The 22,876-nt window shown below is 39.8% G+C and carries 24 protein-coding genes, 1 tRNA gene and 1 rRNA gene; 16 read left to right on the top strand and 10 right to left on the bottom strand.

All coding sequences use genetic code 11. The features are described 5' to 3' along the window. Positions 1–10 precede the first annotated feature (10 nt). Both rrf and C9J51_RS15210 read left to right on the top strand, forming a co-directional pair. Positions 11–126: ribosomal RNA gene (rrf, locus tag C9J51_RS15215) — 5S ribosomal RNA — on the top strand. Between the two features lie 69 nt (positions 127–195). Further along, positions 196–272, top strand: a tRNA-Asp gene (locus C9J51_RS15210). 890 nt (positions 273–1,162) lie between these two features. Here C9J51_RS15210 and C9J51_RS15205 read toward each other — a convergent pair. Beyond that, the gene (locus C9J51_RS15205) at positions 1,163–1,984 is read right to left on the bottom strand and encodes a TIGR03899 family protein (protein ID WP_045039677.1); all 822 of its coding nucleotides are present in this window, start codon (positions 1,982–1,984) and stop codon (positions 1,163–1,165) included. Positions 1,985–2,100: 116 nt separating this feature from the next. Further along, the gene (locus C9J51_RS19775; RefSeq protein WP_107237524.1) at positions 2,101–2,229 is read right to left on the bottom strand and encodes a YtfJ family protein; all 129 of its coding nucleotides are present in this window, start codon (positions 2,227–2,229) and stop codon (positions 2,101–2,103) included. Between the two features lie 421 nt (positions 2,230–2,650). On the opposite strand from C9J51_RS19775, the gene C9J51_RS15195 reads away from it, so the two are divergent. The 3 genes from C9J51_RS15195 (at position 2,651) to tamB (ending at position 8,710) form a co-directional block, all read left to right on the top strand. Continuing rightward, positions 2,651–2,860 (top strand): DUF1107 domain-containing protein, encoded by a 210-nt coding sequence (locus C9J51_RS15195; protein ID WP_045038628.1) that lies wholly within the window; start codon positions 2,651–2,653, stop codon positions 2,858–2,860. A gap of 367 nt (positions 2,861–3,227) precedes the next feature. Further along, positions 3,228–4,952 (top strand): autotransporter assembly complex protein TamA, encoded by a 1,725-nt coding sequence (gene tamA / locus C9J51_RS15190; RefSeq protein ID WP_045039676.1) that lies wholly within the window; start codon positions 3,228–3,230, stop codon positions 4,950–4,952. Then, entirely contained in the window at positions 4,949–8,710 is a 3,762-nt protein-coding gene (tamB, locus tag C9J51_RS15185) for an autotransporter assembly complex protein TamB (protein ID WP_045039675.1), read from the top strand. The genes tamA and tamB overlap by 4 nt, the downstream gene beginning before the upstream one ends. Before the next feature lie 80 nt (positions 8,711–8,790). Here the strand turns inward: tamB and C9J51_RS15180 are convergent, their stop codons facing one another. Next, the gene (locus C9J51_RS15180; RefSeq protein WP_045038631.1) at positions 8,791–9,171 is read right to left on the bottom strand and encodes a rhodanese-like domain-containing protein; all 381 of its coding nucleotides are present in this window, start codon (positions 9,169–9,171) and stop codon (positions 8,791–8,793) included. Positions 9,172–9,183: 12 nt separating this feature from the next. Then, positions 9,184–9,711 carry an inorganic diphosphatase gene (gene ppa / locus C9J51_RS15175; protein WP_045039674.1) on the bottom strand — a complete coding sequence of 176 codons (528 nt, stop codon included), beginning with the start codon at positions 9,709–9,711 and terminating at the stop codon, positions 9,184–9,186. Positions 9,712–9,760: 49 nt separating this feature from the next. On the opposite strand from ppa, the gene C9J51_RS19715 reads away from it, so the two are divergent. After that, entirely contained in the window at positions 9,761–9,895 is a 135-nt protein-coding gene (locus C9J51_RS19715) for a hypothetical protein (protein WP_258179647.1), read from the top strand. Here the strand turns inward: C9J51_RS19715 and fbp are convergent. Further along, a complete protein-coding gene (fbp, locus tag C9J51_RS15170; RefSeq protein WP_045038633.1) occupies positions 9,877–10,887 on the bottom strand; it encodes a class 1 fructose-bisphosphatase in 1,011 nt (336 codons plus the stop codon). The genes C9J51_RS19715 and fbp overlap by 19 nt on opposite strands. Before the next feature lie 195 nt (positions 10,888–11,082). Here fbp and mpl point away from each other — a divergent pair, with 195 nt between their 5' ends. Continuing rightward, on the top strand, positions 11,083–12,438 hold the full coding sequence (gene mpl, locus C9J51_RS15165; RefSeq protein ID WP_107275235.1) for a UDP-N-acetylmuramate:L-alanyl-gamma-D-glutamyl-meso-diaminopimelate ligase: 1,356 nt from the start codon (positions 11,083–11,085) through the stop codon (positions 12,436–12,438). 11 nt (positions 12,439–12,449) lie between these two features. Next, the gene (locus tag C9J51_RS15160) at positions 12,450–13,073 is read left to right on the top strand and encodes a flavin prenyltransferase UbiX (RefSeq protein WP_045038635.1); all 624 of its coding nucleotides are present in this window, start codon (positions 12,450–12,452) and stop codon (positions 13,071–13,073) included. Positions 13,074–13,180: 107 nt separating this feature from the next. On the opposite strand, the gene argR is transcribed toward C9J51_RS15160, so the two are convergent. Next, positions 13,181–13,651, bottom strand: a complete 471-nt coding sequence (argR, locus tag C9J51_RS15155; RefSeq protein WP_045038636.1) for a transcriptional regulator ArgR — start codon at positions 13,649–13,651, stop codon at positions 13,181–13,183. Positions 13,652–14,045: 394 nt separating this feature from the next. Between argR and mdh the strand changes: the two genes are divergently transcribed. Beyond that, positions 14,046–14,984, top strand: coding sequence for a malate dehydrogenase (gene mdh / locus C9J51_RS15150; protein ID WP_045038637.1), 939 nt, complete (start codon positions 14,046–14,048; stop codon positions 14,982–14,984). Between the two features lie 93 nt (positions 14,985–15,077). Here the strand turns inward: mdh and C9J51_RS15145 are convergent, their stop codons facing one another. Beyond that, a complete protein-coding gene (locus C9J51_RS15145) occupies positions 15,078–15,269 on the bottom strand; it encodes a hypothetical protein (protein WP_045038638.1) in 192 nt (63 codons plus the stop codon). Between the two features lie 148 nt (positions 15,270–15,417). Further along, positions 15,418–16,389, bottom strand: a complete 972-nt coding sequence (ispB, locus tag C9J51_RS15140) for an octaprenyl diphosphate synthase (protein WP_045039673.1) — start codon at positions 16,387–16,389, stop codon at positions 15,418–15,420. 278 nt (positions 16,390–16,667) lie between these two features. Between ispB and rplU the strand changes: the two genes are divergently transcribed. From rplU to folA, 7 genes are all read left to right on the top strand, one after another. Next, a complete protein-coding gene (rplU, locus tag C9J51_RS15135) occupies positions 16,668–16,979 on the top strand; it encodes a 50S ribosomal protein L21 (RefSeq protein WP_045028003.1) in 312 nt (103 codons plus the stop codon). Between the two features lie 18 nt (positions 16,980–16,997). Beyond that, entirely contained in the window at positions 16,998–17,255 is a 258-nt protein-coding gene (gene rpmA / locus C9J51_RS15130) for a 50S ribosomal protein L27 (protein ID WP_036796188.1), read from the top strand. Between the two features lie 67 nt (positions 17,256–17,322). Then, the gene (locus C9J51_RS15125; RefSeq protein ID WP_107237518.1) at positions 17,323–18,249 is read left to right on the top strand and encodes a DMT family transporter; all 927 of its coding nucleotides are present in this window, start codon (positions 17,323–17,325) and stop codon (positions 18,247–18,249) included. A gap of 87 nt (positions 18,250–18,336) precedes the next feature. After that, positions 18,337–19,509 carry an Obg family GTPase CgtA gene (cgtA, locus tag C9J51_RS15120; RefSeq protein WP_045038641.1) on the top strand — a complete coding sequence of 391 codons (1,173 nt, stop codon included), beginning with the start codon at positions 18,337–18,339 and terminating at the stop codon, positions 19,507–19,509. Between the two features lie 131 nt (positions 19,510–19,640). After that, positions 19,641–20,444: a threonine/serine exporter family protein gene (locus C9J51_RS15115; RefSeq protein ID WP_244907477.1), complete on the top strand. Its 804-nt coding sequence runs from the start codon at positions 19,641–19,643 to the stop codon at positions 20,442–20,444. Further along, complete coding sequence (locus C9J51_RS15110; protein WP_045038642.1) at positions 20,441–20,905, top strand: threonine/serine exporter family protein; 465 nt, start codon at positions 20,441–20,443, stop codon at positions 20,903–20,905. The genes C9J51_RS15115 and C9J51_RS15110 overlap by 4 nt, the downstream gene beginning before the upstream one ends. Positions 20,906–20,955: 50 nt before the next feature. Continuing rightward, on the top strand, positions 20,956–21,441 hold the full coding sequence (gene folA / locus C9J51_RS15105) for a type 3 dihydrofolate reductase (RefSeq protein WP_045039672.1): 486 nt from the start codon (positions 20,956–20,958) through the stop codon (positions 21,439–21,441). Between the two features lie 65 nt (positions 21,442–21,506). Here folA and C9J51_RS15100 read toward each other — a convergent pair whose 3' ends face one another. Together C9J51_RS15100 and apaG are read right to left on the bottom strand one after the other, a co-directional pair. Then, positions 21,507–22,325, bottom strand: coding sequence for a symmetrical bis(5'-nucleosyl)-tetraphosphatase (locus tag C9J51_RS15100; RefSeq protein ID WP_045039671.1), 819 nt, complete (start codon positions 22,323–22,325; stop codon positions 21,507–21,509). Positions 22,326–22,375: 50 nt separating this feature from the next. Continuing rightward, positions 22,376–22,792 carry a Co2+/Mg2+ efflux protein ApaG gene (gene apaG / locus C9J51_RS15095; protein WP_373455647.1) on the bottom strand — a complete coding sequence of 139 codons (417 nt, stop codon included), beginning with the start codon at positions 22,790–22,792 and terminating at the stop codon, positions 22,376–22,378. Positions 22,793–22,876: the final 84 nt, after the last annotated feature.

The following is a 22,876-nucleotide window of genomic DNA, read 5'->3' as shown; positions in this document are numbered from 1 at the left end:
ACAGAATTTGCTTGGCGACCATAGCGTTATGGACCCACCTGATCCCATGCCGAACTCAGTAGTGAAACGTAATAGCGCCGATGGTAGTGTGGGGTCTCCCCATGTGAGAGTAGGACATCGCCAGGCTTTAATTTCGTTTTTATCTTTTTATAAAGGTAGAGACAACAAGTTGCATTTATGCTGAATAGACACTGCGGAGTGGTAGTTCAGTTGGTTAGAATACCGGCCTGTCACGCCGGGGGTCGCGGGTTCGAGTCCCGTCCACTCCGCCATTATTGAAGAAACCTGAATCGAATGATTCAGGTTTTTTTTCGTCTGTAGAAAATGATCACGATAACAAGGTAGTTCTGTTGGTTAATTTTCTATTGGAAAGCTTAGCGGCCAGTCACGGCTATTATTAGATGGGAGATGGATGCGCTGATGCTCTGGTTGTAATGTTAGCGTTGGCAAGTCTTGTCCACTCCGCCATTATTAAAGAAACCTGAATCTAACTATTAATGTTTTTTTTGTTTGTAAAAAATGATCATGCGACATGGCTATTTTGGTAGTTATAATGAGTAAAACTTTGATAGGGCAGTTGTATTGTCGTAATCAACTCCAAACTTGTTCAAGAGGATTAAGTTTTGGGGAATAAGACTGAAGTTTAATGAGACGGACTTTATTAAGCTGAGTTGCAATATCGTTAGTATGCCTTCTAGACCATTTACAATTAAATAGTATGACGAACTTTTTTATTACTATTGATATGTTATTTTTATTCATCGATAGCTTCGCCAATTCTTCTTGCTAAACATATCGAGCCATATATCGATTCTATTAAGATCTATATGGTTAGAGATCTAAGTATCGTTTTAATCTTAAATTTTAAAATTATCTTGTTCTTGTTGTTATAGTGAGGTTATTCATAAAGTGGTTAAGTAAAACTGACCACGGATTTGTCTTTATTGTTAAATCTGCTTTCTGATTCACTTGGTGCCAACTAGCTATTATATTGATGTGGTTTGACCGTATAATATGTTTAGTGATCGGTACTTTAGCTTTACTTGATGAGCAATAATTCACCGTTGGAATCAGCTTCGTTTTAAGGTACCTAAAAAAGTGTTCTATTGACGCATTATTCCAATAGTTTACTGATAGTTATCTAATTCTATTTGTTTTATTGCTATGTTGTAATTGTGAATACTGATGCGAGGGTATTTAATAGATAGTCTTGATACTTATTATTACTGTTATAGTCTATTAGGGATGCAAGTTCTTGTCCGATAGGAGATATACGATAATAGGTAAAAGATGTGTTCTTGTTATAACTATTTAAGGTATAGCTAATACTCTGAAAATATAATTGAATACTCTGTCTAGGATTGATTTTACTTGATTCAAACTCTGTTTTTAATATTAGTCCTAAGTCCATTAAAATAATAATACTTGAATAGGGAAGAGCATATTGATGGTATTCGATTGGGTAGCTATTATTCTTTGTCCAAAAGTAAATGACTTTCTTTGTTGTTTTAATACTCGTAATAATCTTTCTATCTTTATTGTTATTAATCTGACAGCTTACGCTCATAATACGTTGAAATAACAATGCTTCTTTGTGAGTCATTGATATTAGAATAGTGAGTGCTCTTAACGAGGTTGTTCCTGGATGTGTCAGTTCTTGTTTGAGAATTTGAGCCCATAATCTTTGCATTGATGAACTATAAACCTGTTTCGCCATTTTAATGAAGCGTACTAACCAATCAGGATCCGGCTCTGTTGTCGTTTCATTATTACATTCATCATAAGTCAGTTTAAATATGGTTTCGATATTAGATTGTTCGCACTGATACTGTAATTGTTGACTATTAAGGTATCTTTTAGTTAATGAGAGTTCATTGTTAGAGTTAATTAATCCATCATAACCAAAATGTTGTGCTAAGGCATGAGTACGGCTCTTACTATTCGTTCGTAATCGATTTTTTGATGGTGGTTGTGTTGTTGCCATTATTAAATATCTACTAACTATCAGACCGTTACTAATAACGGCCTGAATCAATATTTCTTAAGTAGTAAATAGTCGTTATAGATTTATATTTACTAATATGATGATTTGTCGGTAGTTTAATTCCTTTTTATGTTGGTACGGTATTTGTCTTTTTTGATAAATCTCGACGTTCCCCAAAGATCATTATCTTGGTTGGTGATAGTTGTTGCTTGATATTTTACTTTTGGAAATTGTGTATCACTGATCGTATTGACTCATTTGATATTTATTTTGCACTGAAGTTCTTCCAGTGCTAGCTATGATGATATGCACTTTTTCTGTTAGTTGAGTACAGCGCCAAGACTAATAACTAATACTGTTATTGTTCAGTACAAGTTCACCTTTTGTTTGTTACTGTAGCAGGGGTAAATACTATACCTTTTTCAAGGTTCTTGGCTTGGGCGATCGTCGGTATTATACTCATAAACATTATAGTTAATAATATCTTATATATAATTATTATTGTCTGTGCTTGATGTTATTCGTGATATGACTTCTATTTATCAAATAATTATTATTCTGGTTTATTACTGCTAATTATTGATGTCTGTTCTATATGGCAAACTGTTTGCATGTTTGATGATGAATAAAAATTACTGTGTTTTATTAATTATTACGTGAGGATTTATGTTGAGAATATTTCAAGTATATCGTCCAATGCAAATTGCAAAACATGTTAAGAATTTCTTTCGAGGGCGAATTTTTATTATGGGGATTGGCTGTTTTGAATTTGACTATGGTCGATTAATTTCACCACAATCTACTGATCTTAAAGTATTGAGCGTAATATCTGAAGTAAATAAAGCAATTAAAGTACTTTCAGTGAGCATTGTTTAAACTATGTTCAATGACCTAAATGAGAATTTATCAGTAACAGAATTGTTGTTTTGATTTTGCAATGCTTATTGATAATATTTAGATAGAGTATCGAGCATTCGTTTTGTTTGTTTAAAAAGAGAATAATGATCTGTAAATTATTTAGTTGCTATGTAACACTTTTGTTATGCAAGATGCCTTGATATCATTATAAAAGTTGTTGGACTTTAAATAAATAAGACTAATAGGATGCGTTATTAATGACTCATATATTAATTGAGTGATTTATTGTCAATAATATTTGTAGCTATTGTTGGTATAGATCTACACCATTTGCCAAAATAGACTGTGTGAATGATTCTAATTTTTTCCAAGAAGCATAATTTGAATGAATAAAGTTTATCAATGGCTGGGTGTCGCATCTTTTGCCTTAGTGTTATCAAGTCCGGCAATGGCGGCATCTCTTAAAGTTAAGGGATTAAACAGTAGTCTTGAAGATAATGTCGATGCCTATTTATCGGCTATCTCTAAAAATGATTATAGTAATACCTTACGCTTTCAAGAGCAGGTTAAATCTGAAATCAGTCAAGCATTGCAAGCGTTAGGCTATTATCAGCCAACGTATGACTATCAGGTTAAAGGAAGTGGCAAAAAGACGGATATAACTGTTACCGTTGATGCTGGCCCTCGTACTCATATTAGCCAAAGTAATATCATTATTACTGGGGATGCTAACAATGATCCTGCCTTTGTTTCATTATTAAAAAATAGTGGATTAGGCGTTGGAATGGCGCTTAATCAGGGTAAATATGAAGCCTTAAAATCAGCGTTACAAAGCCTGGCTGTACGCCGTGGTTACTTTGACGCTGAGCTAAAGAGAAGTGAATTAGGTGTTATTCCTACTCGTAATGAAGCGATTATTACGATAGATTTTGACTCTGGGCGTCGTTATACCTTTGGTGATACCAATTTTACCGGGAGTCAAATCAAAGATGAACGTCTTCGTTCAATGATTCCTTATACCGAAAATGAACCTTATTTAGCCTCTAAATTAGGTTTATATAATGAACGCTTATCTAACGTTGGCTGGTTTTCATCTATTTATGTTGGTGGCGATGTTACCAAGCGTAAGGATGATAAAATTCCGATTGAGGTTGCTTTAACTCCTCAAGTTAGAAATCAAATTGAAACTGGTATCGGTTTTTCAACGGATACGGGTCCGCGATTGAAATTTAATTGGAAAAAGCCATGGATCACTAGTAATGGCCACAGCTTTTACCTTAAATCTGAGATATCAAAAGAACAACCAAAGCTTGAAGCCGCCTATAAAATACCATTAGATGATGTTTTAAATAACTATTATCAAATTGTTGGTGGTATTCGTTATGTTGATAATCACGATACCATTAGTACCCAATTAGGTTTAGGTGTTGAACGACACTGGAAGCTAAGCTCTGGATGGGAACGTACTGTTTCACTGCATTGGCTTAATGAAAAGTATAAGCAAGGTGGTGATGAAAGCGGTACCTTCAATGTCTTCTTGCCAGGGCTTTCCTACAGTAAGAGTCAGTTTACTGGTGGTGTATTCCCAACGTCTGGTAGTAAGTATAATTTTTCTGTCGAATTTGCAGATAAATCGTTAGGTTCAAATACGAGCTTAATTCGTATACAAGCAAAATCGGCATGGATCCGCACCTTAAGTGAAAACCAACGAGGCCTTTTCCGTATTGCGGGGGGAGCTGTACTGGCAGATAACATTCGTGATATTCCACCATCATTACGCTACTTTATTGGTGGTGATAATAGTATTCGAGGCTATGGCTATGAGTCTATTTCACCACGTAATGATTTAGGTCGTATGGTCGGTGGTCAATATATGGCGACTAGCAGTATTGAGTACCAGTACCGTTTGTATGGCGATTGGTGGGGTGCATTATTTTATGATTATGGTTCGACATGGAATGACAACAAACCGGATTGGATGCGAGGTACTGGTTTCGGTGTTCGTTGGGCATCTCCCGTGGGTCCGGTTCGTATTGACTTTGCTTGGGGGCTTGATAAACCCGACAAGGATAAGTTTCAACTTCACTTTTCTTTAGGGCCTGAATTATGATCTGGGTGAAGCGCATATCCCTGACTATTTTAGCAATTTTATTGTTTTTAGTGATCACTATTGCAGTGATCTTATATACCCCAGCAGGGTTGAAATTTGCCAGTTGGGGAGCGCAAAAAGCGTTACCTGCGTTATCTATAGGTGATACTTCAGGCTCTCTATTACGTGGCTTTCAAGTTGATAATGTACGCTATCAAGACAGCAATATGAATTTAGCCGTTAAACAGCTAAATCTAACCTTGGATGATAGTTGTTTATTGACGCCTGAAATTTGTATTTCAGATGTAGGGGTTAACGGTGTTAAGTTTTCAATGCCAACATTGCCGCCAACCACTGAGCCCGAGCAACCATCAAAACCGGTAACTGAAATTAGTCTGCCTATTCCCATTAAAGTTGATCACGTTACTTTAGATAATATTGATCTTGATATCTTATCGAATAAGGTGAATTGGCAACATTTCTCTACTGCCGCAACGGTTATTGGCAGCCATGTAACGTTAAAGCCGACCGATTGGGATAATATTAAGTTAGCACTTGCTCCTGCGGAAAAGCCTGTAAAATCTAAAGCAAAGCCAAAAGTAAAAGTTAAGGCTAAATCTGATGCTACTGTTATCACGTTGCCTGATGTCGTCTTACCAATGTCGTTTGATATTGAACGTTTTACTGTTAAAAATTTCGAATTAGAAGGTAAAACACCACAAAAAGTATCTTTACTTGAGGTGATAGCATCAGGAAAAGGGAGTGAAATTAACCTTAAAAAGTTACAGCTTGATGCACCACAAGCGAATTTAAACGCGAAGGCACAAGTAACATTAGCGGGTGATTATCCTTTAACATTAAATGCTGATGCTAACATCGCAATGAAACCAGTTAGTGGTCAAACCTTAACGTTAAAAGCGAGTGGTTCATTACAAAAGTTAGTTGTTGATGCGCAGCTTAAAGGTAAATTAGACGCTATTGTTAAAGGTCAGCTATCACCGTTAAAAGCTGATTTTCCATTTGATGTGGCAATCTCTAGCCAACACCTACAGTGGCCAATCGATAAGCCGGCTGAATTTACGGTTGATAAGACTATTATTGATGCAAAAGGCAGCTTGAACGGTTTTACATTTAATGCGAAAAGTAACATTAATGGTAAACCGATGCCTGCTGTAATGTTTGCGCTTAATGGTAAAGGCGATCTTAATAAGGTTGACCTTTCATCATTAAAAATTAATACCTTGGGTGGTGTTATTTCTGGTAACGCAAAAGCGAGCTGGAAAGATTTAGTCAATTGGAGCGGGCAACTAGAATTTGCTGATATTCAACCGGGGTTACAATGGCCAGCAGCGCAAGGCAATGTAAGTGGTAAGCTTGCGACTTCCGGTGGTTTAACCAAGCAAGGTGGTTGGTTTGTTAAATTGCCACAGTTGGCAGTTAACGGCACCATCATGAAACAAGCGTTAACGTTGGTTGGTAAGTTAGACGCATCTGATGCTAATGGTAAAGGTGATTTACTTCGAGTAAATACACCAGGGCTAACATTAAAACATGGTCCTAATGGACTGGTGGTGAAAGGCCAGCTAGATAAAACATGGAATATGGTTGCTAATATTGATGCGCCAAATTTATCAAAATCATTAAAAGGCCTTCACGGTGCTGTTAATGGTGATGTAATGTTATCGGGCAGTATGGCGACTCCGGATATTAAGCTTGATTTACAAGGTAATGATTTAGGGTGGCAGCAGTTAGCAAGCTTAGCATCGTTTGATCTTAAAGGTAATGTGACCCCTTTGCCTGATATGAAGGCGGATGTTAGTTTAACCGCTGCTAAAGGTAAATATGGCACAACAACCCTTGATGATCTTAAGATCTTATTTAAAGGTACTGAGCAACAACACAGTTTAAGTGTTAATGCGAAAGGTGAACCTGTTGGTGCTAATATATTGATCAATGGTGACTTTAATAAGAAAATGGGCTGGAAAGGTACGTTAGTTAAAGGTGATATTAGTACACCTGTTGGTAACTGGGTATTGAATCATCCGACCTTGATTCGCTATGATCTTAAAACAGCGATGGCAACTGTTGGTGCCCATTGTTGGCAACAAGGGCAAGCGGGTATTTGCTTAACTAATGATCTTAGTGCCGGAACGTCAGGTCAGGCGCAGTTAGCTATTCGTAAATTTAACTTTGATTTGTTAAAACCGTTCTTACCGCCAGAATTAAAACTGACGGGTGAATTAGGTGCGAATGTTGATGCTAAATGGTCACCTAAAACAGCGCCTTATCTAAAAGCGAATATCATTATGCCTGCTGGTGGTTTTAGCCAACAGATCAGTAGTGATGAACAACCGCTAACGTTAGGCTGGGATAAAGTGACCGTTAATGCGGATATGCAAGATAATGTATTAAATGCGAATTGGTTAGTTGCGATTAAAAATAATGGTGATTTAAGTGGTCGCGCAAAGATCACTAATCTGCAAGGTGATAAGCAGATCAATGCCAATGTTAAGCTTGATCGTTTTACCCTCGGATTCCTTGAACCGATGATCAAAGATTATCATAAGTTTGATGGTCAAGTTGATACGAACTTAACAGTGACCGGCCCTATCTTACATCCTGCGGTTAATGGCTTATTACAAGTGTCTAAGCTAGAGGCAACAGGACGTAAAGTACCATTAGATATTAAAAATGCAGATATTAAACTAGCCTTTAATGGTTATAACGCCACTCTAATGGGTAATATTTATACGCCAGATGGACAGTTATTGCTGCGGGGTACTGGTGATTGGCAGGATATGAAGGCTTGGAAAACGAAGCTGAACATTAACGGTAAAGAGTTAAAAGTAAGTGTACCACCAATGGTTGCATTGAAGGTATCGCCAGATTTAACCATTGAAGCATCACCAACAATGGCTGAAATTACCGGAAAAATCGGTATCCCGTGGGGACGAATTACAGTTAATCAGTTACCTAAATCAGCGGTGAGAGTATCAAAAGATCAAGTGATCTTAAAAGATGACATGCAGCCATTAAAAGAAAAACCAGAAGTACCATTTGATATTAAAACCAATATTTTTGTTCATATTGGCGATGATGTTAAATTGTCTGCCTTTGGCTTAAAAGCAGGTTTGTTGGGGGATTTAAATGTCCGCCAAGCAGGTAAAGGACCGATGATTTATGGTGAAGTCAATATTGCTAAAGGATCGTACTACCGCGCACTAGGACAAGAATTATTGATCCGTAAAGGACAAATTTTGTTTAATGGTCCAGCAGAACAACCTTATCTTTCTATCGAAGCGATTCGAGATCCAGATAATGTTGAAGATGATGTGATTGCTGGTGTGCGTGTTACGGGCCCTGCTGATAAACCTGAAGTAAATATCTTCTCAGATCCCGCGATGCCGCAACAAAATGCCTTGTCATATATTCTAACGGGTAAGAATCTTGATTCTGAAAACTCCGATGGTAGTAACAGCGCCATGACAACGGCATTGATTGGTATTGGCTTGGCACAAAGTGGTCAATTAGTCGGTGATGTTGGTGAGGCTGTGGGCGTTAAAGATCTTAGCTTATCAACGTCGGGGGCGGGTGATGATTCGCAAGTGACGATCAGTGGTTATATTGCTCCTGGATTACAAGTGAAGTATGGGGTAGGTATCTTTAACCAAGTAGATGAATTTACTTTGCGCTATCGATTATTGCGGAATCTGTATGTTGAAGCAGTTTCTGGTCTTGATCAGACCGTGGATTTACTTTACCAATTTGAATTTAATTAATCACAACCTGATGCTTTAGCGTCTGTACACTGATAATGAAAGGCCCGATTAGTGATAATCGGGCTTTTTTTATCATGTTATTATGGGATTGGATGTGGTTGTGTTGCTTTGAGATCTTGATAATTACGCCCATTATATACTGCGGTGTATCCTCGCTCTTGTAACGTTGTTGCTGCTATTTCTGCTCGTCGACCTGATTTACAGTACAGTAAGATCGGTTGATCTTTATCTTTATAGGCCGTCATTATGGTTGCAATATCTTGATAAGGGACATTGATAGCCGAAGTGAGATGTCCTTGTGAGAACTCGGTTGGTGTTCTAACGTCGATAATGACATGTGGTTGTTGTTGCTGTAGTTGCCAAAATTGTTGTACAGAAACATTCTGGGAATAACTTATTGGCACTATAGCCGTAAGACTAAGTATGGTTATTAATAATTTATATTTTAGTATCTGCTTCATTGACGTTGATCGCTATTTTTGTGCACGTTCAAATGAGGTGATGATTTCTTCTTTTGCTGCCGCTACATTTTCCCAACCATCAATTTTGACCCACTTGTTAGCTTCTAATTCTTTGTAATGTTCAAAAAAGTGGACTATTTGTGCTTTCAATAAGCTTGGAAGATCATCGATATTCAGAATATGATCATATTCTGAACTGAGTTTGCTATGAGGAACGGCGACAATTTTGGCATCTTCACCTGATTCATCTGTCATTTTTAATACCCCAATAGGACGACAGCGAATCACTGAGCCTGCAAGTAATGGATATGGGGTTGGCACTAATACATCAACTGGATCGCCATCAAGGGAAAGGGTGTGATTAATATAGCCATAGTTACATGGGTAAAACATCGGTGTTGAGGTGAATCTATCAACAAATATGGCACCACTGGCTTTATCGACTTCGTATTTGATAGGATCAGCATTGGCTGGAATCTCAATAATCACATTAATATCGTGAGGAAGATCTTGTCCTGCTGTGACTTTATTTAAACTCATGAATAGTCCTCTTTTATGTTAGTTAAATGTTGCATATGTTGAGGTTATCATGATTGATATTAAACACAACCACCACCATGATACCGTCGTTGAGGAAATAACGATGGCTGGAGACATTATTGGTTATCTCAAGGTGGTTAATACCACCTTGAATATTAGTGGTTGTTATTCATCTATTTCGTGAAGGAAGGCTTCTACTTTGTTGACCATATTGGTTGAGCCAACAAAAAAAGGTACCCGTTGATGTAACTCGGTTGGCACGAGATCTAAAATACGTTGTTGGCCATCTGTTGCTCGTCCGCCAGCTTGTTCGATTAATAATGCCATCGGATTACATTCATATAATAGCCGTAATTTCCCATTGGGATAATTGGCAGTACTTGGGTAAAGGTAGATGCCGCCTTTTAATAAATTACGATGGAAATCAGCAACTAAAGATCCGATATAGCGTGATGTGTAGGGGCGGTTATCTTGTGGTACATATTCTTGGCAATATTTTATGTATTTTTTAACGCCTAATGGAAAACGAATATAATTGCCTTCGTTGATGGAGTAAATATTACCATCAACAGGAATTTGCATATTTTCATGAGAGAGGCAAAATACACCCAGTGAGGGATCATAAGTAAAACCATGGACGCCATTACCTGTGGTATAAACTAGCATGGTGGATGAACCATAGATAACATAACCCGCGGCGACTTGGCGGTGGCCGGGTTGAAGAAAGTCGGCATCAATGGCTGGTGAGCCTACGGGTGATATACGACGATAAATAGAGAAAATTGTTCCAACGGATACGTTAACATCGATATTAGATGAGCCATCAAGAGGATCCATTAGCACTACATATTTAGCATCTCGGTTTAACTGCCGCTTAAAGCTAACCGCTAGATCTTCTTCTTCACTGGCAATGCCGCACACTTGATCGCGCGCTTCTAATGCAGCTTTGAATTTATCGTTGGCATAAAGGTCGAGTTTTTGTTGTTCTTCACCTTGAATATTTTCTGCACCAACGGATCCGGTTATATCGGCTAATCCGGCCTTATTGATTTCGCGGTTTACGATTTTAGCCGCTAGTTTTATCGAGCCGAGTAGTGAGGATAGTTCGCCACTGGCATGAGGAAAATCACTCTGTTTCTCGACAATAAATTCACCAAGCGTTCTAATATCGGTCATAAACAATCCTTGCATTATGTTGTCATAAGATGATGTAGGTTCAGTTGTATACTTGTTGGATCTCAATGTGTAATGAGTGCTAATGCCTCACAGTATTTTTTGTTATATAAAGAATTGTATATAAAGATCTTTTTTATGGTAACGAAGTAACGTCAAAGCGTGACATTAATAAAATTTAAGGATGGAAACAGCAGTATGCATATTCATATTTTAGGTATTTGTGGAACATTTATGGGAGGCGCTGCCACATTAGCGACTCAACTTGGTCATAAAGTGACGGGTTCTGATGCCAATGTATACCCACCAATGAGTACCATGCTTGAGTCTCAAGGTATTGAAATAATTCAAGGATATGATCCTGAACAATTAAAACCAGCGCCTGATTTAGTCGTTATTGGTAATGCCATGAGCCGTGGTAATCCATGTGTTGAATATGTGCTTAATAATAATTTACGTTATACCTCAGGTCCGCAGTGGCTACATGATTATTTATTACAAGATCGCTGGGTAATGGCGGTGGCTGGAACACATGGTAAAACGACGACGGCAAGTATGTTAGCGTGGGTACTAGATGATTGTGGTTATCAACCGGGCTTTTTAGTGGGCGGAGTACTTGGAAACTTTGGCATTTCTGCTCGCCTAGGTGAAAGTATGTTCTTTGTTGTTGAAGCCGATGAATATGACAGTGCTTTTTTTGATAAACGTTCGAAGTTTGTTCATTACCAACCTCGCACATTGATCATGAATAACCTTGAGTTTGATCATGCTGATATTTTTGATGATCTAAAAGCTATTCAGCGTCAATTCCATCATCTTGTACGAACAGTACCAAGTAATGGACGTATTTTAGCGCCACATGGAGTGAAAAATATCGATGAGACGTTAGCTATGGGATGCTGGAGTGAGTTGGAATATATCGGTGATGATGGCCATTGGCGTGCCGATAAAAAGCTGGCGGATGGCAGTGTGTTTGATGTTTATCTTGATGATCAATTAGTCGGTACTGTTGATTGGGCATTAGTGGGCGATCATAATGTCAATAATGCTTTAATGGCGATTGCAGCAGCTCGACATGTTGGCGTAACGGCAAATTTAGCGTGTGAGGCATTAGCTAAATTTATCAATACTAAGCGTCGATTAGAATATAAAGGCGAGGTTAATGGCATTACGGTTTATGATGATTTTGCGCATCATCCAACGGCTATTGAATTAACATTAGGTGGGTTAAGAGCTAAATTGGATCAGTCTCGTATTCTTGCCGTGCTTGAACCGCGTTCAAATACGATGAAATTAGGAGTCCATAAACACGATTTAGCGCCTGCATTACATGCTGCGGATGAAGTGTTTTTATTTCAACCAGATAATATTCCATGGTCAGTGCAGGAAATTGCCGATCAATGTCCTCAACCTGCATTTTGTAGTGATAATATTGATACGCTGGTGGCTAATATTGTTGAATCCGCTCAATCAGGTGATACGATTTTAGTGATGAGTAATGGTGGTTTTAGTGGTATTCATGACAAATTATTAGCCGCATTAACAGCAAAATAAAGTGAGAAATAATGAAAAATAAACAGATAACATTAGCATGGACGGGTGCGTCTGGTGCTCCTTATGGTTTGCGTTTGCTTGAATGTTTATTGGCGGCAGATTATCAGGTTTATCTGTTGATTTCATCTGCTGCTCGAGTGGTATTAGCCACTGAACATGGACTTAAATTATCAGCGGCTCCTGATACGGCACAGCAACAATTAGTCGCACATTTACAGTGTCCAGCTGAAAAATTGGTCGTTTGCGGTAAAGAAGATTGGTTTTCACCGGTAGCATCTGGTTCTGCGGCACCAAAGCAAATGATAATTTGTCCTTGTTCGGCATCGACGTTGGCATCTGTGGCTTATGGTATGTCAAATAACTTGCTTGAACGGGCGGCAGATGTCGTTATCAAAGAACGCGGTCAATTATTACTGGTGATCAGAGAAACGCCATTCTCAAGTATTCATTTAGAAAATATGCTTAAGTTATCGCAACTGGGGGTGACGATTATGCCTGCGGCTCCGGGGTTTTATCATCAACCACAAACCATTGATGATTTGGTTGATTTTATGGTGGCGCGAATATTAGATCATTTAAATATAGAGCAAGGACTGGTGCCGCGTTGGGGGTATGATCAACGTCAACCATCATAAAAATAGCTGAGTATTTTTAATTAATTGGAATGGTACTAAAACTCAGGGTCTATGTTTCTTGAGCATTTATTTAATGCTATAACAGTGAGATAGACCCTAATTATTGATTAGTTACTATAATCAAATAGATCACATACTGTCTCGTGAAGCTCAGTTGTAGTGATATTATTTGTTGGTGTGATAAAAATAGTATCATCACCAGCGACAACGCCAAGGATCCCTTCTGCTCGACCTAATGAGTCAAGTAAACGAGCAATGACTTGTGCTGCGCCAGGGCCAGTATGAATCACAACTAATGCGCTGTTAAAGCCAATTTCCATCACTAATTCTTTTAATGGACTAGTGATTGTTGGAACGCCAAGTTCAATCGGTAAGCAATACACCATTTCCATTTTGGCATTGCGAGTACGTACTGCGCCGAATTTTGTTAGCATGCGAGAGACTTTTGATTGGTTAATATTATCAAAACCCTGTGCTTTCAACGCTTCAACAATCTCACCTTGAGAACTGAATTTTTCTTCTTTTAAAATTAATTTAAATGCTTTAACTAAACGTTCTTGTTTGTCTGAATTTCGCATAAGTAAATATTATCTACAGGGACGAGGTAAACCATTTTTGCATAACCTGTGACTCACTGGCAAACAAAGTGCATCAAAATAAATATGTGAAATCGTATTTTTGGTATACATAAAAATTTTTATTGTGACTCTTGTCATTGTTTTATCATAACTAATTAATTGAATAGGTCTAAAACATAGTCATGATTAAATTTATAATTTATTTGTCTGATAAAAGCATTTGAGTGCATTTTTATGGGATTCTGCGTTACTTCGCAAAGCGAGTCGGAGATGATTGTATTTTTTTTTCGCTTAATATAACGTCCATGGATTGTTATTCAGTTACTACGATTATTAACTGGATTAGATTGTACCCACGTCAATAAAGATACTTCTATCGTAAAGGAGAACGAACATGAAAGTTGCTGTAATTGGTGCGGCTGGTGGTATTGGTCAAGCATTAGCATTGCTATTGAAAAACCGCTTACCTGCAGGCTCAGATCTTGCTTTATATGATATAGCGCCAGTAACACCCGGTGTTGCGGCTGATTTAAGTCATATCCCAACACCCGTAGCAATTAAAGGGTATTGTGGGGACGATCCAACACCCGCACTGGAAGGTGCTGATGTTGTACTTATTTCTGCAGGTGTTGCGCGTAAACCTGGAATGGATCGTGCTGACTTATTTAATGTTAATGCAGGAATCGTAAAATCATTAGCTGAAAAAATTGCAGTAGTATGCCCAACCGCTTGTGTTGGTATTATTACAAATCCGGTCAATACCACGGTTGCAATTGCTGCTGATGTATTAAAAAAAGCGGGTGTATACGATAAGCGTAAGCTGTTTGGTATTACAACGTTAGATGTGATCCGTTCTGAAACGTTTGTTGCAGAACTTAAAGGTGTTTCACCGTGTGATATTCGTGTTCCTGTTATTGGGGGCCACTCGGGTGTGACAATTTTACCATTGTTATCACAAGTTGACGGTGTGAGCTTTACTGAAGATGAAGTGAAAGCGCTAACACCACGTATTCAAAATGCAGGTACTGAAGTTGTAGAAGCTAAAGCCGGTGGTGGTTCTGCAACGTTATCTATGGGGCAAGCGGCATGTCGCTTTGGTTTGGCTATGGTACGTGCATTACAAGGCGAGCAAGGTGTAATTGAATGCGCTTACGTTGAAGGTGATGGTCAGCATACTCGTTTCTTCGCTCAACCTGTACTATTGGGTAAAGAGGGTATTGAAGAAGTAATGGATTACGGTAAATTAAGTGCGTTTGAACAAAATGCCTTAGAAAGTATGCTTGAGACATTACGTGCAGATATCGCACTTGGTGAAGAGTTTGCGGCTAAATAAGTCGTGGTTCTACTAAGTTTAAAAAAGTAAGCATAAAAAAAGCGGCTTAATTAAAATTAAAGCCGCTTTTTTATGTTCTAAAGAGTACGAATGTTAATAATAGCGTTCACAGCCATTATGAAGTTGAGGCTGTTCGATAAGATCAGCAACGTCAATCGACTGTAATTGGTGATCTTGACCGTGTTCAATGATCGCCGAATGATATTGATGATCTATGCCGATCACTTTTCCTACCCCGTGATGAGATTCTACCCACATACCCGTTGTTAAATGATTAATATCCATGATCGCCTTCTTGGTCTATAGCTCATAAAATTGGTGTGATAGCTATAGTATAGATCATGGTTGATCGTACTCTAGGTATTGGTATAGGACATGAGGTAAAAAAAACCTGCCATTAAAAAGACAGGTTTTTGATAAAAGGGGGAGGTGATTATTTTTTACGTTGTACAGCCATATGAGCAAGCGTAATCAGAGCTTGTTTATAATCTGACTCAGCAATAGGGGCTAGTGCGGCAATGGCTTTTTGTGCTTCTTGTTCAGCACGTTGTTGGGTGTACTCTAATGAGCCGTGTTGATGCATACAAGCTAAAATAGCATCAAGTTTATCCATACCATTAGCATGTACAATCGCGTCTCTAATCATTGTTGCTTGTGCTTGATCGCCATGGTGCATTGCATGAAGTAACGGTAATGTCGGCTTACCTTCTGCAAGATCATCGCCAACATTTTTGCCCATTTCTTTGCCATCGGCAACATAGTCAAGAACATCATCAATTAACTGGAAAGCGGTACCTAGATAACGACCATACTCTTGCAGTGCAACTTCAACTTCCGCTGAGGCATCAGCAATAATTGCGGCTATTTGAGTTGATGCTTCAAATAAACGGGCCGTTTTTGAGTAAATCACCTGCATGTAGCTTGTTTCTGTGGTGTCAGGATCATTACAGTTCATTAACTGCAACACTTCACCTTCAGCGATCACATTAGTTGCTTCACTCATGATATCAAGGATCCTTAAGGATCTTAGGCTTGTCATCATCTGAAATGAGCGCGTATAAATGTAGTCACCCACTAACACACTAGCGGCATTCCCAAAAGCGGCGTTTGCAGTTTCTTTGCCTCGACGCATATCTGATTCATCAACCACATCATCATGAAGTAATGTGGCAGTGTGAATAAATTCAACAAAAGCAGCGGCTGTGATGTGTTTATCACCGTCATAGCCAAGTGCGCGAGCTGTTAATACAGCGAGCATAGGGCGAATACGTTTTCCACCACTGTTTACAATGTAGAATCCGAGTTGATTAATCAGGGCGACATCTGAGTTCAGTTGCGCCTGTATCTTCGCGTCGACTTCCGCCATATCGTTGGCGGTGAGCGCTTGGATAGCTTTAAAATCCATTATACGTCCAGCAAGATTGTTAGCCGCGTAGGGCGGAAAATATTTCGAATTGATACGTGAATCTTACACTAAAATAACCATATCGTCATAACCTCAAATACAGCTATTTCAAACAGTTTTTGTGTTGGGTAGCTTTTCACCAATTTTCTTTCGAGAATGGCTTGCCACAAAGTCTCTTTTCGCGTAACATTCGCGCCCTATTGATGACAAGATTAAGCGCATACCCATTGCCCATTTTAGACGTGGCAAATGGCCTATGCGGAGAAGCGGAGTAAGACATGTACGCTGTTTTCCAAAGTGGTGGTAAACAACACCGTGTAAGCGAAGGCCAAACCTTACGCTTAGAAAAACTAGATGCTGAAACTGGCGCTAGCATTGAATTTGACTCAGTACTTTTAGTAGCTAATGGCGAAGAAGTATCTGTAGGCGCACCATTTGTAACTGGCGGTAAAGTAACTGCTGAAGTTGTTACTCACGGTCGTGGCGATAAGATTAAAATCGTTAAGTTCCGTCGTCGTAAGCACTCTCGTAAGCAAATGGGCCACCGTCAGTGGTTCACTGAAGTCAAAATTACTGGCATCAGCGCTTAATAACAGGAGAATTTAAAGATGGCACATAAAAAAGCTGGCGGTTCTACTAATAACGGCCGTGATTCAGAAAGCAAACGCCTAGGTGTTAAGCGTTTTGGTGGCGAGTCTGTATTAGCAGGCAACATCATCGTTCGTCAACGTGGTACTAAGTTCCACGCTGGCACAAACGTTGGCCTAGGTAAAGACCATACTCTATTCGCTCTATCTGACGGTAAAGTGAAGTTTGAAGTTAAAGGTCCTAAAAACCGTAAATTCGTATCTATCGACGCTGAATAATTTTCAGAATCGACACGAATATTAAAGCCCTGCCTTTTTGGCGGGGCTTTTTATATCTGGAGGGTTTATGATTGATCGCAGCCCTATGATTGGTTTTTTTCTTGCAATGACAACCGCCGTTTTTTGGGGCGCTTTACCGATTGCAATGAAACAAGCCGTAGAAGTGATGGATCCTTTTACGATTGTTTGGTACCGCTTTATTGTCGCGGCATTTGGCTTAGGCCTTTTTTTAATGTGGCGTAAGAAATTACCAATCATATCAAATCTTGGGCGCATGGGTTGTGTGGTGTTAATCATCGGCAGCTTAGGTCTTGCAGGGAACTTTGTGCTGTATAACAGCTCATTGAAATATTTAAACTCTCACGTTGTACAAGTTCTTATCCAATTAGCGCCAGTGATGCTGTTAGTATCGAGTGCTTGGGTATTTAAAGAAAAATTAGGTCGACATCAAGTTGTGGGTGTAATTGCTCTGATTGGTGGTTTGATCTTATTCTTTAATGAACGGCTTATTGAGCTGTTTACCAGTTTTTCTGGCTATACTGTAGGTGTTAGCCTTGCTGTTACTGCCGCGTTAGTGTGGGTCGTTTATGGTCTGGCCCAGAAGTGGCTATTACGGCAATTTTCATCAGCACAAATATTACTGATGATTTATGTTATCTGTGCTGTAATACTGACCCCAATGGCACAACCACAACAAATTTTCGCAATGGATAACCGCCAATTAGGGATGTTGTTATTCTGTTGTATTAATACGCTTGTTGGCTATGGTGCATTTGCAGAAGCAATGTCACGTTGGCAAGCATCACAAGTGAGTGCAGTGATTACACTGGCTCCTTTGTTTACGATATTATTTGTCGATCTTGCGAGTTTGGCTTGGCCACAATATGTTACGACAGCCTCTTTGAATATATGGGGTTATCTCGGTGCTATAGTTGTGGTAGGTGGCGCTGTTTGTTGTGCTATAGGCCATAAGTTTATTAGCCCAAGCAAATAGTCAAGGTCCATGAAATAATTACTACGCGGTGATATGTGCTAAATGCCCTCATCGCAGTATGTTAAACGCCACAGTGCGGAGAAAAAAATGAAGTTTATAGATGAAGCGGTTATTCGCGCCGATGCCGGTGATGGCGGTAATGGTGTAGTAAGTTTTCGTACTGAAAAGTACATTCCTCGTGGCGGCCCTGATGGCGGCGACGGCGGCGACGGCGGTGATGTTTACCTGTATGCTGATGAAAACTTCAATACACTAATTGATTACCGTTTTGAGCGTTTCCATGCCGCTGAACGCGGTGAAAATGGCCGTGGCGGTAACTGTACCGGTAAACGCGGTGAGGATGAAGTATTAACTGTGCCTGTAGGTACACGTGCTATAGATGAAGATACTGGCGAAGTAATTGCCGATCTTACTGAACATGGTATGAAAATAATGGTGGCTAAAGGCGGTTTCCACGGCCTAGGTAACACTCGCTTTAAATCATCTGTAAACCGTGCACCACGTCAAAAAAGTATGGGTAGTAAAGGTGAAATTCGTCATTTACGCCTAGAACTTCTACTTTTAGCTGATGTGGGCATGCTAGGTTTACCTAATGCGGGTAAATCTACCTTCATTCGCGCTGTATCGTCGGCTAAGCCGAAAGTAGCGGATTACCCGTTTACTACCCTTGTTCCAAGCTTGGGCGTGGTACGTGTTGATGCAGAGCGTAGTTTTGTTGTTGCTGATATTCCCGGTCTAATTGAAGGTGCTGCTGACGGTGCTGGCTTGGGTATTCGCTTCTTGAAGCACCTTGAGCGTTGTCGTGTGTTACTACACATGGTTGATCTGTTACCAGCAGATGGTTCTGATCCAGTAGAGAATGCCTTTACTATTATCAATGAGCTTGAGCAATACAGCGATAAACTAGGCAATAAGCCACGTTGGATCGTATTTAACAAAGCTGATCTTCTTGACGAAGAACAAGCACAAGAAAAGATCAATGAAGTGCTTGAAGCATTAGCATGGGAAGGCCAACACTATAGTATTTCAGCGTTAAATCGCATTGGTACTAAAGAGCTGACTTATGATCTGATGGCTGCTATCGAAGCATTGCCTCGTGTTAAGTATGAAATTGAAGAGCAGAAAGAAGATAAAGTCGACTTTAAGTGGGATGATTACCACGCTGAACAAATTAAGAAAGTTCAGGATGAAGACGACGATGATGATTGGGATGACTGGAACGAAGATGATTACGATGTAGAAATCATCTATAAGCCATAAGCCATTATCGAGCGACATGCATAAGAAGCCATACCATTGAGGTGTGGCTTTTTTTTGTGCTTAATCAACACGCGTGGTAGTGGGTTAGGTATGCTAGGTATATCTGAACTGTTTTTTATAATGGATTGTAAATGGATATCGACATGGATCGCGTATTACTCCCGTTAAGTGAGGCTCAGCAACGGAAAGTGACTCGGTTGGCAATAGCGGCGGGACAACGGTTATTACAACATGGTGCTGAGAGTACCGTTATTATGGATGTTACTCGCCGATTGGGACTTGCGCTTGGTGTTGAACATGTTGAAGTGTCATTATCAGCCAGTTCAATGGTGATCAGTACTCGCCATTTAGGTTGTTGTATTACCACCACTCGACGTTGCCAAGACGGTGGTATCAACATGCAAATAGTGACCGATATTCAACGGATTTGTATTCTTGTTGAGCGGGGTTTATTGGATGAGAATGATGTTCAGTACCGCTTAGAAAACATCAAAACGCAACGTTATAATCGCTGGTTAGTGGTGGTTATGATTGGCTTATCCTGTGCGGCATTTAGTCGTTTAGCCGGGGGAGATTGGCCTGTGTTTTTACTGACTTTTTGCGCCTCTTCTGTGGGGATGTATGTCCGCCAACAAATTGCCAGTTATCACTTTAATCCACTGCTTAATTTCGGGGTGACAGCGTTTGTAACCACGCTCATTTCAGGTCTTGGTGAAGTGTATAATATAGGTGCGCAACCCTTTTTAGCGATGGCTTCATCGGTACTGATGTTAGTGCCTGGTTTTCCATTAATTAATGCCGTAGCTGACATGGTAAAAGGCTTTCCAAGCATGGGATTAGCCCGTTGGACAAAGGCAACCTTATTAACCTTATCAACCTGTATGGGTATTATCGCCGCGATGAATGTGCTGGGTGTTTGGGGGTGGTTACTATGACATTAATGTTAGCGTTACTGAATGATATGTTACTGGCGATGATCCCTGCATTGGGGTTTGCATTGGTGTTTAATGTCCCTCAAAAAGCCTTAAAATATTGTGCAATTGGTGGTGCAATTGGTCATGGAACACGGTTTCTATTGATGCACTGGGGACTGTCGATCGAGTGGTCTACTTTTGTGGCTGCGACGGTAGTCGGCATGATCGGTGTGCATTGGTCACATCGCTTTTTAGCCCATCCGAAAGTGTTTACTGTTGCTGCATTGATCCCAATGGTACCGGGGGTATTTGCCTTTAAAGCCATGATTGCTATTGTTGAAATTAATCACCGTGGCTTTTCGCTAGCTTTATGGGGATTGATGATCGATAACGTATTGAAAGCGATATTTATTGTGGCTGCATTAGCAATTGGATTAGCGATGCCAGGGTTATTGTTCTATCGCCATCGTCCTGTGGTATAACTACGACAGAATGACAAGACGAATACTGGCAACGTAAATGGAGATGCAAAATGAAGATCAGTATGATCGCTGCAATGGCTCACCAACGGATCATTGGTAAAGACAATAGCATGCCATGGCATTTACCCGCTGATTTTGCATGGTTTAAGCATTGCACGCTAGGTAAACCGATAGTGATGGGACGTAAAACCTTTGAATCAATTGGACGACCATTACCGGGACGATTAAACATTGTTATTAGCCGTAATCCTGATTTTTATGCAGAAGGGATCACTGTCGTTAGTGATATGGCGGCTGCAAAATTAGCCGCAGGTGATGCGCCTGAGCTAATGATCATTGGTGGCGGTAGTATTTATCAAGCGTGTTTACCGATAGCGGATAGATTATATTTAACCTTTATTGATGCTGATATTGATGGCGGTGATACGCAATTTCCTGAGTGGGGTGATCATTGGCATCGTGTTGAAAATCAGCATTATGATGCCGATGATAAAAATGCGTATGCGATGGAGTTTGTGATCCTAGAACGATCATAGTTAAGGTTGTTTTGTTGATATCAAAAATGCCGACAAATGATTGTCGGCATTTTTATAACGACCGATCAGGCGTAAAGCGGGCACTCTGTCACAAATCGTTGTCGATCTTCCCAGCGTAGCATGGTTAAGCTATTGCCCCATACGCAGCCAGTGTCTAAACCAATACAGTGTTCATCTTGGTGGCCCATTAATGCCGCCCAATGGCCAAAGATAATGGTTTTACCTACTGGTTGAGCACGCGGAACATCAAACCAAGGGATCAAATTTCCAGCAGCGGGATCGTTGGGTTGTACTTTGCAGTGCATATCCAATCGACCGAGAGGATCGCAAAATCGCATTCGCGTAAAACTGTTGATCGTAAATCGTAGCCGTTCTAAGCGCGAAAGATCCTCTTGCCACCAATCAGGACCATCACCATACATATTTTTTAATAGCCACACGTAATCATCAGACTGAAGTAATTGTTCAACTTCTTGAGCATGTTGACGTGCTTGTTCAAGTGTCCATTGTGGTGTGATACCCGCATGTACCATCACTAGTGGATAGTGTGGATGTTCCGCTAATAATGGCTGGTGGCGTAACCAATTAAGTAATTCTGGGCCATCTTCAGCGCTAAATATCTGATGGATATTGTCGCTTTTCTTTGCGCGTGCGAGTTGATGAGATACTGCCAGTAAATGTAGATCATGATTGCCTAAAATTACCGTAGCATGATCGCCTAATGCTTTTACAAAGCGTAATGTTTCTAAAGACTCAGGCCCGCGCGCAACCAGATCGCCAGCAAGCCATAAATGATCGTTTTGAGGATCGAAATTGGCTTGTGCTAATAATTTTTTTAAATCGGGTAAACAGCCTTGAATATCCCCAACAAGATAAGTTGCCATGGTGCTCCCATTATCAATGCGTTAATTAACATGAAATTAGTCGCATTAGGTTAATGAAGAATGTTCGGCATTGCTAGTCGAAATGGTGCCACCTCGACCATAAAGATATTACCAGCATCATCTTCCATGGTGTATTTACCCTGCATAACACCCACAGGCGTTTCGATAATAGTACCGCTGGTATAAGTGAATTCATCCGCAGCATTAATATGAGGTTGTTGCCCAATAACGCCTTCACCTTCAATCACTAATTTTTTAGCATTAGCATCAGTGATTAACCAATACCGCTTAAGTAAATGGGCGCTGCCTCTGCCTAAATTTTTAATGGTGATGGTATATGAAAAAACATAACGTTGCAGTTCTGGTTGTGATTGTTCGGCTAAGTAATGAGTGACAATGTGGCATTTGATGGTAGGAGGTGATGAGATACTCACAGGCAATATCCTTTGCTGATGATTTATTCTCATTTTAGTATTGTTAGCTGATAAATAAAGAAAACCCTGTCTAACACGTGACATGTTACACAGGGTTCTGATGTTATATGCGCGGTT

Origin of the sequence: Photobacterium iliopiscarium (assembly GCF_003026395.1) — a bacterium.
In the GTDB taxonomy this organism is placed as follows: Bacteria; Pseudomonadota; Gammaproteobacteria; order Enterobacterales; family Vibrionaceae; genus Photobacterium; species Photobacterium iliopiscarium.
The sequence above is the reverse complement of the archived record's forward strand: the minus strand, read 5'-3'. Positions and strand labels throughout refer to the sequence as shown.

Coding starts and splice junctions, on each gene's coding strand:
- C9J51_RS15205 (WP_045039677.1), bottom strand. CDS start 1,984: ATGGCAACAACACAACCACCATCAAAAAATCGATTACGAACGAATAGT.
- C9J51_RS15195 (WP_045038628.1), top strand. CDS start 2,651: ATGTTGAGAATATTTCAAGTATATCGTCCAATGCAAATTGCAAAACAT.
- tamA (WP_045039676.1), top strand. CDS start 3,228: ATGAATAAAGTTTATCAATGGCTGGGTGTCGCATCTTTTGCCTTAGTG.
- tamB (WP_045039675.1), top strand. CDS start 4,949: ATGATCTGGGTGAAGCGCATATCCCTGACTATTTTAGCAATTTTATTG.
- C9J51_RS15180 (WP_045038631.1), bottom strand. CDS start 9,171: ATGAAGCAGATACTAAAATATAAATTATTAATAACCATACTTAGTCTT.
- ppa (WP_045039674.1), bottom strand. CDS start 9,711: ATGAGTTTAAATAAAGTCACAGCAGGACAAGATCTTCCTCACGATATT.
- C9J51_RS19715 (WP_258179647.1), top strand. CDS start 9,761: ATGATTGATATTAAACACAACCACCACCATGATACCGTCGTTGAGGAA.
- fbp (WP_045038633.1), bottom strand. CDS start 10,887: ATGACCGATATTAGAACGCTTGGTGAATTTATTGTCGAGAAACAGAGT.
- mpl (WP_107275235.1), top strand. CDS start 11,083: ATGCATATTCATATTTTAGGTATTTGTGGAACATTTATGGGAGGCGCT.
- C9J51_RS15160 (WP_045038635.1), top strand. CDS start 12,450: ATGAAAAATAAACAGATAACATTAGCATGGACGGGTGCGTCTGGTGCT.
- argR (WP_045038636.1), bottom strand. CDS start 13,651: ATGCGAAATTCAGACAAACAAGAACGTTTAGTTAAAGCATTTAAATTA.
- mdh (WP_045038637.1), top strand. CDS start 14,046: ATGAAAGTTGCTGTAATTGGTGCGGCTGGTGGTATTGGTCAAGCATTA.
- C9J51_RS15145 (WP_045038638.1), bottom strand. CDS start 15,269: ATGGATATTAATCATTTAACAACGGGTATGTGGGTAGAATCTCATCAC.
- ispB (WP_045039673.1), bottom strand. CDS start 16,389: ATGGATTTTAAAGCTATCCAAGCGCTCACCGCCAACGATATGGCGGAA.
- rplU (WP_045028003.1), top strand. CDS start 16,668: ATGTACGCTGTTTTCCAAAGTGGTGGTAAACAACACCGTGTAAGCGAA.
- rpmA (WP_036796188.1), top strand. CDS start 16,998: ATGGCACATAAAAAAGCTGGCGGTTCTACTAATAACGGCCGTGATTCA.
- C9J51_RS15125 (WP_107237518.1), top strand. CDS start 17,323: ATGATTGATCGCAGCCCTATGATTGGTTTTTTTCTTGCAATGACAACC.
- cgtA (WP_045038641.1), top strand. CDS start 18,337: ATGAAGTTTATAGATGAAGCGGTTATTCGCGCCGATGCCGGTGATGGC.
- C9J51_RS15115 (WP_244907477.1), top strand. CDS start 19,641: ATGGATATCGACATGGATCGCGTATTACTCCCGTTAAGTGAGGCTCAG.
- C9J51_RS15110 (WP_045038642.1), top strand. CDS start 20,441: ATGACATTAATGTTAGCGTTACTGAATGATATGTTACTGGCGATGATC.
- folA (WP_045039672.1), top strand. CDS start 20,956: ATGAAGATCAGTATGATCGCTGCAATGGCTCACCAACGGATCATTGGT.
- C9J51_RS15100 (WP_045039671.1), bottom strand. CDS start 22,325: ATGGCAACTTATCTTGTTGGGGATATTCAAGGCTGTTTACCCGATTTA.
- apaG (WP_373455647.1), bottom strand. CDS start 22,792: ATGAGAATAAATCATCAGCAAAGGATATTGCCTGTGAGTATCTCATCA.